Genomic DNA, 13,089 nt, shown 5'->3' with positions numbered 1-13,089 from the left:
GAACATCCCGGCGGGCCGGCCATTGGCCTGCAGAAAGCGCGTCCGCCCCTCCGCGGAGTGACGGAGCGGCGCGCCGAGCCAGCGAATCGCATTGGAGACGACCATGGCCAAGGCCAAGCCGAGCAGCCGCATCGAGAGTGCGCGCCTCAACACCCCGACCGACCTCGATCCGAGCGACGTCCGGACGATCGCCGAGGGCCTGACCGTCCTGAGCTCGGACCTGTTCGCCCTCTACATCAAGACCAAGAACTTCCACTGGCACATGAGCGGGCCCCATTTCCGCGACTACCACCTGCTGCTGGACGAGCAGTCGGCCCAGATCTTCGAGATCATCGACGCGGTGAACGAGCGCGCCCGCAAGATCGGCGGCACGGTCCTGCGCTCGCTCGGCCAGGCCAAGAGCCTGACCCGCGTGGCCGACAACGATGCCGAGTACGTCTCGCCCCTCGACATGCTCAAGGAGCTGCGCGACGACAACAAGGCCCTCACCGCCAACATGCGGACGCTCCACGGGGTCACCGACGAGGCCGGCGACGTGGCGACCACCTCGCAGCTCGAGGAGTGGATCGACCAGTCCGAGGAGCGGACGTGGTTCCTCTACGAGACCACCCGCAACGCGACCGACAGCGGCCACTGAGCCGCGCGCCCCGGCACCGGCGCGGCCGGCGCCGGGTCGGGCCTCGCCGCGCCGCTAGCCGGTTGCGAGATCGAGGTGCACCTTCACGAGGCCCGGATCGTCCGGGTCGCGCCCCTGCGTGAACCCGAGGCGGCGGCACACCGCCAGCATCGGTCGGTTCTCGGCCAGCACCGTGCCCTCGACCCGGCCGATCCCCTCGGAGCGCGCCCAGTCGATCATCAGGCGCATCAGCGCGAAGGCGAGGCCCGTCCCGCGGGCGTCGCGGCCCACCGCGATCGCGTACTCGCCGCTCTCGTGGTTGGCGTCGGCGTGGAGCCGGACCGCACCGAGCATGCGCTCGCCGCCGCCCGGCCCGATCTCCGTGGCCACGAACGCGATGGCGCGGGCGTAGTCGAGCTGCGTCAGGCGGGCCAGGAAGGCGTGGCTGAACTCGCGCACCGGCCCGAAGAACCGCAGCCGCAGGTCCTCCGGATCAAGACCCTTGAAGAAGGCCAGGAAGAGGCCCTCGTCCTCCGGGCGCACGGGCCGCACCCGCACGGTCCGGTCCTTGAGGTTGAGCGTGCGGATCCACTCGGCCGGATAGGGCCGGATCGCGAAGCGCGGGTGGCCGCGGCCGTGGGCGCTGCCGTAGTCGCCACGCTCGGCGCGCCCAATCCGGACCCGGGCGTCGAGGGCCAGCACGCCGGTCTCGTCGGCCAGGAGCGGGTTGATGTCGAGCTCGCGCACCTGCGGCAGGTCGGCGGCGAGCTGGGACAGCTTCACCAGCGTCAGCGCGATCGCCCCGAGATCGGCCGCCGGCACGTCGCGGTAGGCCTCCAGGCGGCGCGCGACCCGGGTGCGGGCAATGAGATCGCGCGCCAGGGTCAGGTCGAGCGGCGGCAGGCCGAGGGCGCGGTCGTCGATCACCTCCACGGCGGTCCCGCCCCGGCCGAACACCACCACCGGGCCGAACACCGCGTCCTCCGCGAGCCCGGCGATCAGCTCCCGGCGCTGGCCGCGGCGGACCATCGGCTGCACGGCGAAGCCGGTGACCCGGGCGTCGGGCCGCTCCCGGCGCGCGCGGGCCAGGATGCTGCGGGCGGCCTCCGCGACGTCGGCCTCGCTGGTCAGGTCGAGGTGGACGCCGCCGATGTCGGATTTGTGCACGATGTCCGGCGAGACGACCTTCAGCGCCACCGTCCCGCCCGCCGCGATGATCGGCCACGCGGCCGCCGCGGCCGCGTCCGTGTCGGGGGCGAGCGTGATCGGGACGGTCGGGATCCCGTAGGCCTGCAGGAGGCCGTTCACCGCCACCGGGTCGAGCCACGCGGCGCCCTGGCGCAGGGCGCCGGCGACGATCGAGCGGGCCCGCGCCGTGTCGGGGGAGAAGTCCCGCGGCAGCGAGTCCGGCGTGCGCATCAGGTCGTCCTGGGCCTCGCGGTAGCGCACGAGGTGCAGGAAGCCCTCGATCGCCTCGGAATCGGTGGTGAAATGCGGGATCCCGGCCTGCGCGAAGGTCTCGCGCGCCGCCTCCGCGTCGCCCAGCGTGACCGCGAAGACCGGCTTCTTGCGGGTCTGGCCGGCGCGGGCGGCCTTGACCGTCGCGGCGACGGCCTCGGCCACCGCGCCGGCCTCCGAGCGGATCGTCGGCACGTGGATCGCCAGCACGGCGTCGCTCGTCCGATCCGTCAGCAGCGGCGTCAGCGCGGACGCGAAGGCCGGACCGGCGGCGTCGACGCCGAGGTCGAGGGGGTTTCCCGGCGCGCGGCCCTCCGCCTCGGCGGGCGCCGCCAGGGTCCCGGCCCGCTCGATCAGCCGGTCCGCCGCGAGGAGGCCGATGCCGCGGCCGTTGGACACGATCGCCAGCCGGTGACCGGGGAACGGCCGCTGCCGCCCCAGGGTCTCCACGGCGGAGAACATCGCGTCGAGGTCCGGCACGGCCAGCAGGCCGGCCCGCCGGAAGGCCGCGGCGTAGACCGCGTCCGGGCGGGCCAGGGCGCCGGTATGGGTGACGGCGGCGCGGGTGTCGGGCCGGTGCCGGCCCGCCCGCAGGACCACGACGGGCTTAGCCCGGGCCGCGGCGCGGGCGGCCGACATGAACCGGCGGGCATCCGCGACCCGGTCGAGGCAGAGCAGGATCGCGCGGGTGCGGAAATCGGCGGCGAAGTGGTCGAGGCAGTCGGCCACGCCGATGTCGAGGACGCTGCCGAGCGACAGCACCGCCGAGAAGCCCGTGCCGTGGCGGGCGCCCCAGGCGACGATGGCGGCCGCGACCGTGCCGGATTGCGAGACGAGGGCGAGGTCGCCGGCCTCGGGCGCCTGGGCGAACAGGCTGGCGTTGAGCCTCGCGCCCGGGACCGCCAAGCCGGCGCTGTCGGGCCCGAGCAGGCGCAGGCCGTGGGCGCGGGCGATCCCGTGGGCGACCGGACCGGGATCCCCCGGCCCGGATCCGAGCCGTGCCGTGAGGATCACGGCCGCCCCGGCGCCGATCGCGGCGGCCTGCGCGACGACCTCGGGCACGCTCGGCGGCGGCACCGCGATCAGGACGAGGTCGGGGGCGGCGGGCAGATCCGCGACCCGCGGCACGCAGGCCAGCCCGTCGACGGTCGTTTGGTCGGGCTGGACCGGCATGATCGCGCCGGGAAAGCCCGCGGCGCGCAGGCTGTCGAGCACGCTGCGCCCCAGCGAGCCCTCGCGCCCCACCGCCCCGACCAGGGCGATCGAGCGGGGCGCCAGCAGCTTGTCGAACCGGTAGGTGCTCACGACCGGCGGCTCACGACATCGTCACGGGACGCGGTCCCGCAGGCCGTTCCTGGCGGCACGCATCTGGCCTCTCGCTCACGTCCGAACGGACGAGGCGCCGGAGCGCCCGCTGCCCTCCCAGATGGCGCGATCCGGCGCGCCTGCAACGCCCGGTCGGCACGCGCCGGCCGGAAATCGCGTGGTCGACGCGAGCGCGGTCTCCAGACCTCCTTTTGTTCAATATCGGGCGCCATTTATCCACTCTAAGACGGCACTTGTGGGCATGTGTGGATTGGACTTGCTATTGAATTCACACCACCATAGTAACTGCCCATTAACTACCCTGTATCGGGTCGAGCAGAGACAGATCCCGGCCGGCGTCGGTGGCCAGCTGGGATCGATTGGAGGTTACGGGATGGACGCCACGGGTGAAGGGCAACCGGACTATCTCACGCTGTCCGTCGACATCGTGTCGGCCTTCGTGAGCAACAATCCGGTCCCCGCGCCGGAACTGCCCGGGCTGATTGCGGCCATCCACGCGACGCTGCACGGGCTCGGCGAGCCGTCCGCCCCGCCGGCGGAGCAGCTGCGGCCGGCCGTGCCGGTCCGGCGCTCGGTCCAGCCCGACTTCATCGTCTGCCTGGAGGACGGCAAGAAGTTCAAGTCGCTGAAGCGCCACCTGCGGACGCACTACAACCTGACGCCCGAGGAGTATCGGGGAAAGTGGGGCCTGCCGCCCGACTACCCGATGGTGGCGCCGAACTACGCCGCGGCGCGGTCCAGCCTCGCCAAGAGCATGGGCCTCGGCCACCAGCGCCGGAAGGGCTGACGGCGCGGCGCTCTCATCCGCGCCCGCGTCCACAGCTTTCGGAGGCGGGTTAGGCATCGGGCAAGCCGCGCTTGCGAGGGTCGGGAGCCCGTCAGCGCCCCCGAGACCCGATGCCCGGCAAGCCCAGCCTCGTCGCCCGCCTGTTCTGGACGGCCGTGATCGGCCTCCCCTTCGGGCTCTGGTACGGCCGGCCGGCGCTCGCCGCGACGGGACTCGCCCTCGCGCTCGTCCTGCTGCGGCATCTCGGGCGCCCGCGCCGGTTCCGGGCCCGGGTGCGCCGGATCGCCCGCGCCCATGCCGAGACGCTGGCGCTGCGGCGGCGGCAGGAGAGCTACACCGACCCCTACGGCAACCGGATCGAGGACGGCTGGCTGCGCGAGCGCGATTATTTCCTCGAGCGGACCGTCCTTCCGCAGCTCGGCCCGCGCTTCGCCGACCTCGCCGAGGCGGAGCACGCGCGGATGCTGGCGATCGTCGAGGCCGAGGCCGCCGCCGTCGCGCTCCCGGAGGAGGACGAGGCGCCCGGGGACGGGCTGGACTACGAGCGCTACTGCGCCGAGCGCCTGGTCCGGGCGGGCTGGCGGGCGCACCGGACGCCGGCGAGCGGCGACCAGGGCGCCGATATCGTGGCGGTGCGGGACGGGCTGCGCCTCGTCGTGCAGTGCAAGCGGCTGAGCAAGCCCGTGGGCAACGCCGCCGTGCAGGAAGCCGCCGCGGCCCTGCGCTACTGGGACGGGGACCGGGCCGCCGTGGTGTCGAACGCCGGCTTCACGCCGGCGGCGCGCCGGCTCGCCACGGCCACCGGCGTCCTCCTCCTGCACCACGACGCCCTCGAGGCGATCGAGGCGTTCGACCTCGCGGAGACGTGATGCCCGTCAGGCGAGCGGGCCGGGGATGGCGATCTCCGCCTCGCTGAGCAGGCGCGCCTCGTGGCGGCGCACGAACAGCCACAGGGCCAGGCCGCCGAACACCACCAGGGCGAGCAGGGTCAGGCCCACCGGGCCGACGATGTGCTCGATCTGGCGCCCGCAATAGTACGAGCCGATGCCCATGCTGCCGGCCCAGACGATGCCGCCGAGGGCGTTGAAGGCGAAGAAGCGGCGCGCGTCCAGGCGGTTGACCCCGGCGAGCAGGGCCGCGTAGGCGCGCAGCATCGCGGTGAAGCGGCCGAAGAACACGATCTTCCCGCCGTGCTGGCGGAACAGGTACTGGCCGAGCTTGAGCCGCCCGTGGTCGAGGGCGATGAGATGGCCGTAGCGGAGCAGCAGCGGCATGCCCCAGCGCCGCCCTGCCCAGTAGCCGACATTGTCGCCCAGGATCGCGGCCGTCGCCGCCGCGGCGATGACCAGTCCGATGTTCAGGTTCCCAGTGCTGCCGGCGTAGACGGCGGCCGAGATCAGCACCGTCTCGCCGGGGCACGGCACGCCGGCGCTCTCGAGGGTGATGATCACGAAGATCGCGATGTATCCGTAATTCGCGATCAGGTCGGCGATGGGCAGGTCGTTCAGGAAGGCCATGCGGTCCTCGGGCCGGTCTCCGGGCAGAGCCCGGCGACACAAGCGGACGGAACGTGGCCTTAAGAGGGCCGATCTGCGGCCGGCGGCGTCCTCAGAGGACCTTCAGCAGTGCTTCGGCGCCGGACGCCTCGGCCTTCGAGGGCGTCTCCTCGACGTTGAGGATCCGGACGACGCCGTCCTCGACCAGCATCGAGTAGCGCTTCGAGCGCATCCCGAGGCCGAAGCCGGTGCCGTCCATCTCCAGGCCGAGGGCCTTGGCGAAATCGGCGTTGCCGTCGGCGAGGAATTCCAGCCCCTCGGCGCCGCTCGCCTTCGACCACGCGTCGAGCACGAACACGTCGTTGACGCTCGTCACCGCGATGGCGTCGATACCGCGCCCGAGGATCTCGTCCTTGTGGGTGACGAAGCCCGGCAGGTGGTTGCGGTGGCAGCTGGGGGTGAACGCGCCCGGCACGCCGATCAAGACCACGCGCCGGCCCTTGAACACGTCGTCGGTGGTGCGCGCGATCGGGCCCTCGGGGCCGATCACCCGGAAGGTGGCCTGGGGCAGGTGGTCGCCGACCTGGATCATCGCGGGTCCCTCGTTGTCGCGCGCTGGGATGGCGCGCGTGAGCAGCGCGCCTGACCTAGCGTGGCAGGGGGTGCCTGTCGAGGATGCGGCCAGCTCCGGCTTGCACCGCCCTCACGGGCCGATCAGCTTGATGAAGGCCGCCCCGGCCCCGAAGAAGGCCGCTCCCGCCGCCATGCCCGAGAGGGCCACCTGCCAGGGCGCCAGGGCCCGGTCACGGCCGAGCTTGGCCTGCTCGGCCAGCAGCTTCGCCTGCTCGGCGATCAGCTTGTGCTGCTCAGCAACGAACTTGCGGGTCTCCTCCTGGGACCGCTCGATCCGCGCCCGCTGCTCCTCGATGTCGAAGGTGGGAGCGGGTGCGACATCCGCCATGACCAGCGAGCCTCAACGGTGACCGCGACGGCCGCGACGCGGACCGACCCGGGTATTGTGGGACAGGGATTGAGACCCGCACAAGCTTGGGGGAGGCTTGCTGCGTCCCTTTTGCCCGCTGGACAACGGAGGGGCGCGGCGTAGCATGGACGCATGGCGCACCCTCCGCACCGCAGGCCCGATCCCATGTCGGCAGCGTCGTCCCAGGCCGGGAAGGCGGCGCCGCTCCGCACGGAGCTGGCGGGCCCGCACTTCCTCGACGGGCAGTTCCTCGTGGCCATGCCCGGCATGGCCGACGAGCGCTTCGCGCGCTCGGTGATCTACATCTGCGCCCATTCCGCCGACGGGGCCATGGGCATCATCGTCAACAAGGCGGCGACCGACATCAGCATGCCGGACCTGCTGGTCCAGCTCGACGTGGCGCCCGAGGCGGACGCGATCCGCCTGCGCGAGCGGGTCGGCCACATGCCGGTCCTGATGGGCGGCCCGGTGGAGGGACGGCGCGGCTTCGTGCTCCACAGCGACGATTTCCACATCCAGCAATCGACGCTGATCATCGACGACGGCATCTGCCTGACCGCGACCGTGGAGATCCTTCGCGCCATCGCCAGCGGCGAGGGGCCGGCTAGCGCCGTGCTGGCGCTCGGCTACGCCGGCTGGCAGGCCGGGCAGCTGGAGAGCGAGATCATGGCCAACGGCTGGCTCAACTGCCCGGCCGACCCGGCCCTGATCTTCAACGCCGACCTCGACGCCAAGTACGACCTCGCCCTGCGGGCCAACGGCATCGACCCGGCGATGCTGTCGATGACCGCCGGCCGGGCCTGACCCGACCGCGCTCGCCGGGGCGGCACGCCGTCTTTGCGAGCGGAGCGAAGCGATCCAGGAACGCTACGCCGTCCAGCCTGGCGCTACCCTGGGCTGCTTCGCTCCGTTCGCAAAGACGGTTGCGCCGGGCCGTTACGGGGCGGTCTTACTCCGGAACGGCGTCGCCGCCGCCGACCGCGTCCGGGTTCATGCCCTCGACCGCCGGCTTGGGCCGGGGCCGCCGGGGGGCCACGGCGGCGGTGGGCGTCGCCGTGTTGGCGCCGAGCCGGGTCGCCAGGGCCAGGGCGCGGTTCTCCGTCACCCGCAGATGGCAGAACCCGTGCGTCCCCTCGCGCGCGTAGGTGCGGCAGAGCTGCTCCCGGTCCGAGGAGAACGCCGCCTGCTCGCTGACGATCGGCCGCACGTCCTCGCGCCGGGCCCGCTGGGTCATCAGCTTGTAATTGTCCCGTACGGCCTTGTCGGCGACGCCCCGGGCCGTGTCGAACTCGCCGGCCCGCGGGATCAGGGTGGCGGCGCCCGGCCCCCAGAGGCCGACCGGCGTGGTCGCGCAATCCGCCGCCGAGAAGGTGCAGACCGAGCCCGAACCCAGGCTCGAGACCAGGACGCCGCCGTCGGTCACGTCGAAGCGCAGCGGGCACTCGGCCCCGGCGGCCTCGAAGCGGGGCACGCCCTCGGGCTTGCCCTCGGCGGTGAGCGGCACCGGATTGCCGCCCGCGAGCGGGACGGTGCACGAATCCGCCGGCTGCGAGATCTTGGTCCCGGGCAGCTTGATCCGCGCCGTGACGGCCGTGCCGGAGCGCTCCAGCTTCAGGGACCCGGACAGGCCGTTGAGCTGCAGCTCCTGGCCGATCACGCCGTCCTCAGAGGGCGTCTTCAGCACGACCGGGCGGGCCGGGACTGGGGCGGGCCGGGGCGCCTCGGGGGCCGCGGGCGGTCCCGGCTCGCCCGGCGCCGCCGGGCCGGGCGCCGGTTCGGGCAGGCCCCGCGGCGGCGTCGGCGGCCGCTCCGGCTTGATGCCGAACAGGCGCTCGAAGAAGTTCTGGGCCCGCGCGGGGGGCGCGGTGAGCATCCCGGGCGCCGCGACGGCGACCGCCAGGATCGGGAGCAGGAGGCTGCGGGTCGGGCGCATCGGACTCTACGACGGGGACACGAAGTGGCGGGGCCACGCGCAACCCCTTGTCGAAACGTTAACACGCCGTCGATGGCGCCGACGTGGCAGCGGAGCAACAAAATGCAGCCACGCCACCGGGCCGGCGCCGGCGGTGCGGCGAGATCCTGCCGGAATGCCAAGGGGATGGCGCGGATCCGCGGGGCCGATCCCGCCGCGCAGGCTTCGCCTTGCGGGCCCGGAACGGGCTTCTTATATCGCCCTCGACGCGGGATTGCGCGCTGGGTTTCAGCCGTTCACGGCCCTTGATCCGGCCCGGGTCCCATACTCACATCACCCCCGACACCGCCATGGGCCGAGCTGCTTCGGGGCTCGGCGGTCTGCTTGAACGCGACACAAAGAGGGATCCCACCATGGGTAAAGTTATCGGCATCGACCTCGGCACCACCAATTCCTGCGTGGCCGTGATGGAAGGCACGCAGCCCAAGGTCATCGAGAATTCGGAAGGCGCGCGCACCACGCCGTCCATCGTCGCCTTCACGGACGACGGCGAGCGGCTCGTCGGCCAGCCGGCCAAGCGCCAGGCGGTCACGAACCCCGAGCGCACGTTCTTCGCCATCAAGCGGCTCATCGGCCGGACCTACGACGACCCGATGACCCAGAAGGACAAGGGCCTCGTGCCCTACAAGATCGCCCGCGGCGACAACGGCGACGCCTGGGTCGAGGCGGACGGCAAGAAGTACTCGCCCTCGCAGATCTCCGCCTTCACCCTGCAGAAGATGAAGGAGACTGCCGAGTCGCATCTCGGCCAGCCGGTCACGCAAGCGGTCATCACGGTCCCGGCCTACTTCAACGACGCCCAGCGTCAGGCCACCAAGGACGCCGGCAAGATCGCGGGCCTCGAGGTGTTGCGCATCATCAACGAGCCGACCGCGGCGGCGCTCGCCTACGGCCTCGACAAGAAGAAGTCCGGCACGATCGCGGTCTACGACCTCGGCGGCGGCACCTTCGACGTCTCCATCCTGGAGATCGGCGACGGCGTCTTCGAGGTGAAGTCGACGAACGGCGACACCTTCCTGGGCGGCGAAGACTTCGACAACCGGATCGTCGAGTACCTGACGGCCGAGTTCAAGAAGGAACAGGGCATCGACCTGACCAAGGACAAGCTCGCCCTCCAGCGCCTCAAGGAGGCCGCCGAGAAGGCGAAGATCGAGCTGTCCTCGGCCACCCAGACCGAGATCAACCTGCCCTACATCACCGCCGACAACACCGGCCCGAAGCACCTCGCGCTGAAGCTCAGCCGCGCGAAGTTCGAGTCGCTCGTCGACGATCTGGTGCAGCGCACGATCGAGCCCTGCCGCAAGGCGCTCAAGGATGCCGGCGTGTCGGCCTCCGAGATCGACGAGGTGGTGCTGGTCGGCGGCATGATCCGCATGCCGAAGATCCAGGAGGTGGTGAAGTCCTTCTTCGGCAAGGAGCCCCACAAGGGCGTGAACCCCGACGAAGTCGTGGCCATCGGCGCCGCCGTGCAGGCCGGCGTGCTCCAGGGCGACGTCAAGGACGTGCTGCTGCTGGACGTGACCCCGCTGTCGCTGGGCATCGAGACGCTGGGCGGCGTGTTCACCCGGCTCATCGACCGCAACACCACGATCCCGACCAAGAAGTCCCAAACCTTCTCGACGGCGGAAGACAACCAGAACGCGGTCACGATCCGGGTCTTCCAGGGCGAGCGCGAGATGGCGGCCGACAACAAGCTGCTCGGCCAGTTCGACCTCGTCGGCATCCCGCCGGCGCCCCGCGGCATGCCGCAGATCGAGGTGACCTTCGACATCGACGCCAACGGCATCGTTAACGTGACGGCCAAGGACAAGGCGACCAACAAGGAGCACCAGATCCGCATCCAGGCCTCGGGTGGCCTGTCGGACGCCGACATCGACCGGATGGTGAAGGACGCCGAGGCGAACGCCGAGGCCGACAAGAAGCGGCGCGAGCTCGTCGAGGTGAAGAACCAGGGCGAGAGCCTGATCCACGCCACCGAGAAGTCGGTGACCGAGTACGGCGACAAGGTCCCGGCCGCCGACAAGGGCGCGATCGAGACCGCGATGACCGCGCTCAAGACCGCGCTGGAGGGCGACGACGTCGAGACCATCAAGGCCCGGACCACGGAACTGATGCAGGCCTCGATGAAGCTCGGCGAGGCCATGTACGCCGCCAACCAGGCGGCCGGCCCGGATGCGGGTGCCGAGGCGGCGGCCTCCGAGAAGAAGGACGACGTCATCGACGCCGACTTCCAGGAGGTCGACGAGAAGGACCAGAAGAAGCGCGCCTGAGGCGCGGATCTGATACGACCGCGCGGGGCCGGAGCGATCCGGCCCCGCCTTTGCGTGAGAAGCGTATTCAGAAGCTCCGTCATGCCGGGCCTGCGGGGCCCGGAACCGGGAGCCGCCGGCCGATCGCGGATCCGCGTCGTCGGCGCCTCCGGTTTCCGGGCTCGTCGCGGCCTCCCGGAACGGCGGCGCGGTGGTAGAGAAGCGTCGCGGCCCGGGGTACGGGACGGGACGGGAAGGCACCTGAGGGCGGGATGTCGAAGCGGGACTACTACGAGATCCTGGGGGTCACCAAGACCGCCACGGAAGGCGAGATGAAGGTCGCCTTCCGCAAGCTCGCGATGACCTATCATCCCGACCGGAATCCCGGCGACAAGGACGCCGAGATCAAGTTCAAGGAAATCAACGAGGCCTATCAGTGCCTCTCCGACGGCCAGAAGCGCGCCGCCTACGACCGGTTCGGCCACGCGGCCTTCAGCCAGGGCGGGGCCGGCGGTCCCGGATTCGGCAACGAGTTCGGCGACTTCATGTCGGACATCTTCGACAATTTCTTCGGCGACGGCCGCGGGGCCGCCGGCGGTGGCCGCGGACGCGGCGGCACGCCGGGCCGCGAGCGCGGGGCCGACCTGCGCTACAACCTCGAGATCACTCTGGAGGAGGCCTTCACCGGCAAGGCCGAGACCATCAAGATCCCGACCTCGATCACCTGCGAGGTCTGCGACGGGTCCGGCGCGAAGCCCGGCTCGAAGCCGCGGACTTGCCCGACCTGCGCGGGCTACGGACGGGTCCGGGCGGCGCAGGGCTTCTTCGCCATCGAGCGGACCTGCCCCAACTGCCACGGCCGCGGCGAGATCGTCGACGACCCCTGCACCGCCTGCCAGGGCGCCGGGCGCGTCAACCGCGAGCGCACCCTCTCGATCAACGTGCCGGCGGGCGTCGATGACGGGCTTCGGATCCGGCTCGCCGGCGAGGGCGAGAGCGGGCTGCGCGGCGGGCCGGCGGGCGACCTCTACGTCTTCCTGTCGATCAAGCAGCACGAGTTCTTCCAGCGCGACGGCGCTGACCTGTTCTGCCGGGTGCCGATCTCGATGGTCACGGCCGCGCTCTCGGGCGAGATCACCGTGCCGGTGATCGACGGCTCGCAGACGCAGGTGCGCATCCCGGCGGGGACGCAGACCGCCAAGCAGTTCCGCATCAAGGGCAAGGGCATGCCGGTGCTGCGCTCGCGGGAGGTCGGCGACCTCTACATCCAGGTCTTCGTCGAGACCCCGCAGAACCTGACCAAGCGCCAGCGCGAGCTGCTCCAGGAGTTCGACCAGTCGGCCTCCCCGGAGAACCATCCGGAGTCCGCGGGCTTCTTCTCGAAGGTGCGGGACTTCTTCGGGGGCGCGGTCCGGCCGTGAGGCCGGATCCGAATCCCGGGAAGACCCGTTATGCAAGCGGCCGGCGTGGCTTGCATCCCCTAGGCGCGGCGCCGGCTTGACTGTAAGACAGCGCCGTCCCTAGCCATTCATTCTCATCCGGCATCAAGGAATCCAGGACTTGCCGCCGCTCCGCCGTCCCAACGCGAAGGCTCCTGCGGGCAGGAGCGCGATTTTCGGGCCGCGGCGCGACCCCCTCGAGGACGAGGCCCGATTCCTGCGGTCCTGGCTTGAGCGCCCCCTGGTCACGGGGGCCGTGACGCCCTCGGGCAAGATGCTCGCCCGGACCATGGCGGCCTACGTCGACCCGCGCCTCGAAGGGCCCGTGGTCGAGCTGGGCCCCGGCACCGGTCCTGTGACCGAGGCGCTGATCCGGCGCGGCGTCGCGCCGGAGCGGCTGATCCTCGTGGAGTTCAACCCCGATTTCTGCCGCCTCCTGACCCATCGCTTCCCGGGCGTGCGGGTCATCCAGGGCGACGCCTACAACATGCGCGCGAGCCTCCAGGACGTGCTGACGGAGCCCGCCGCCGCGACGATCTCGAGCCTGCCGCTGTTCACCAAGCCGCTGGAGCAGCGGCTCGACCTGCTCAACACCGCCCACGACCTGATGCGGCCGGGCGCGCCCTTCGTGCAGTTCACCTACGCGGTCGTTCCGCCGATCCCGGCCCGCTGCGAGGCCGGCAGCTACACCGCCGACCGCTCCAACCGGGTCTGGCTGAACCTGCCGCCGGCGCGGGTCTGGGTCTACCGCCGACCCTGACCTG

Annotated in this window: 12 protein-coding genes; 7 read left to right on the top strand and 5 right to left on the bottom strand. The window is 71.7% G+C overall.

Translation table 11 applies throughout. The features are described from left to right. Positions 1–103 precede the first annotated feature (103 nt). Complete coding sequence (locus tag C4T42_RS21500; RefSeq protein WP_020093819.1) at positions 104–637, top strand: DNA starvation/stationary phase protection protein; 534 nt, start codon at positions 104–106, stop codon at positions 635–637. 54 nt (positions 638–691) lie between these two features. On the opposite strand, the gene C4T42_RS21495 is transcribed toward C4T42_RS21500, so the two are convergent. Next, positions 692–3,379, bottom strand: coding sequence for a bifunctional acetate--CoA ligase family protein/GNAT family N-acetyltransferase (locus C4T42_RS21495; RefSeq protein ID WP_103985849.1), 2,688 nt, complete (start codon positions 3,377–3,379; stop codon positions 692–694). 394 nt (positions 3,380–3,773) lie between these two features. On the opposite strand from C4T42_RS21495, the gene C4T42_RS21490 reads away from it, so the two are divergent. Together C4T42_RS21490 and C4T42_RS21485 are read left to right on the top strand one after the other, a co-directional pair. Further along, entirely contained in the window at positions 3,774–4,187 is a 414-nt protein-coding gene (locus C4T42_RS21490; protein WP_020093821.1) for a MucR family transcriptional regulator, read from the top strand. 110 nt (positions 4,188–4,297) lie between these two features. Continuing rightward, the gene (locus tag C4T42_RS21485; protein ID WP_020093822.1) at positions 4,298–5,056 is read left to right on the top strand and encodes a restriction endonuclease; all 759 of its coding nucleotides are present in this window, start codon (positions 4,298–4,300) and stop codon (positions 5,054–5,056) included. Between the two features lie 6 nt (positions 5,057–5,062). Here the strand turns inward: C4T42_RS21485 and C4T42_RS21480 are convergent, their stop codons facing one another. The 3 genes from C4T42_RS21480 to C4T42_RS21470 form a co-directional block, all read right to left on the bottom strand. After that, positions 5,063–5,704, bottom strand: coding sequence for a DedA family protein (locus tag C4T42_RS21480; RefSeq protein ID WP_056523681.1), 642 nt, complete (start codon positions 5,702–5,704; stop codon positions 5,063–5,065). Between the two features lie 91 nt (positions 5,705–5,795). Continuing rightward, the gene (locus C4T42_RS21475; RefSeq protein WP_091979978.1) at positions 5,796–6,275 is read right to left on the bottom strand and encodes a peroxiredoxin; all 480 of its coding nucleotides are present in this window, start codon (positions 6,273–6,275) and stop codon (positions 5,796–5,798) included. A gap of 111 nt (positions 6,276–6,386) precedes the next feature. Beyond that, entirely contained in the window at positions 6,387–6,644 is a 258-nt protein-coding gene (locus tag C4T42_RS21470) for a hypothetical protein (protein ID WP_020093825.1), read from the bottom strand. 186 nt (positions 6,645–6,830) lie between these two features. On the opposite strand from C4T42_RS21470, the gene C4T42_RS21465 reads away from it, so the two are divergent. Then, positions 6,831–7,469, top strand: coding sequence for a YqgE/AlgH family protein (locus tag C4T42_RS21465; RefSeq protein WP_091979976.1), 639 nt, complete (start codon positions 6,831–6,833; stop codon positions 7,467–7,469). A 145-nt stretch (positions 7,470–7,614) separates the two neighbouring features. Here the strand turns inward: C4T42_RS21465 and C4T42_RS21460 are convergent, their stop codons facing one another. Then, positions 7,615–8,598: a hypothetical protein gene (locus C4T42_RS21460; protein ID WP_103985848.1), complete on the bottom strand. Its 984-nt coding sequence runs from the start codon at positions 8,596–8,598 to the stop codon at positions 7,615–7,617. Between the two features lie 392 nt (positions 8,599–8,990). On the opposite strand from C4T42_RS21460, the gene dnaK reads away from it, so the two are divergent. From dnaK to C4T42_RS21445, 3 genes are all read left to right on the top strand, one after another. After that, entirely contained in the window at positions 8,991–10,907 is a 1,917-nt protein-coding gene (dnaK, locus tag C4T42_RS21455) for a molecular chaperone DnaK (protein ID WP_020093828.1), read from the top strand. A gap of 251 nt (positions 10,908–11,158) precedes the next feature. Further along, the gene (gene dnaJ, locus C4T42_RS21450) at positions 11,159–12,307 is read left to right on the top strand and encodes a molecular chaperone DnaJ (RefSeq protein WP_020093829.1); all 1,149 of its coding nucleotides are present in this window, start codon (positions 11,159–11,161) and stop codon (positions 12,305–12,307) included. 139 nt (positions 12,308–12,446) lie between these two features. After that, the gene (locus C4T42_RS21445) at positions 12,447–13,085 is read left to right on the top strand and encodes a phospholipid N-methyltransferase (protein WP_020093830.1); all 639 of its coding nucleotides are present in this window, start codon (positions 12,447–12,449) and stop codon (positions 13,083–13,085) included. Positions 13,086–13,089: the final 4 nt, after the last annotated feature.

This window comes from Methylobacterium sp. 190mf, assembly GCF_900107945.1.
Classification (GTDB): Bacteria; Pseudomonadota; Alphaproteobacteria; order Rhizobiales; family Beijerinckiaceae; genus Methylobacterium.
The sequence above is the reverse complement of the archived record's forward strand: the minus strand, read 5'-3'. Positions and strand labels throughout refer to the sequence as shown.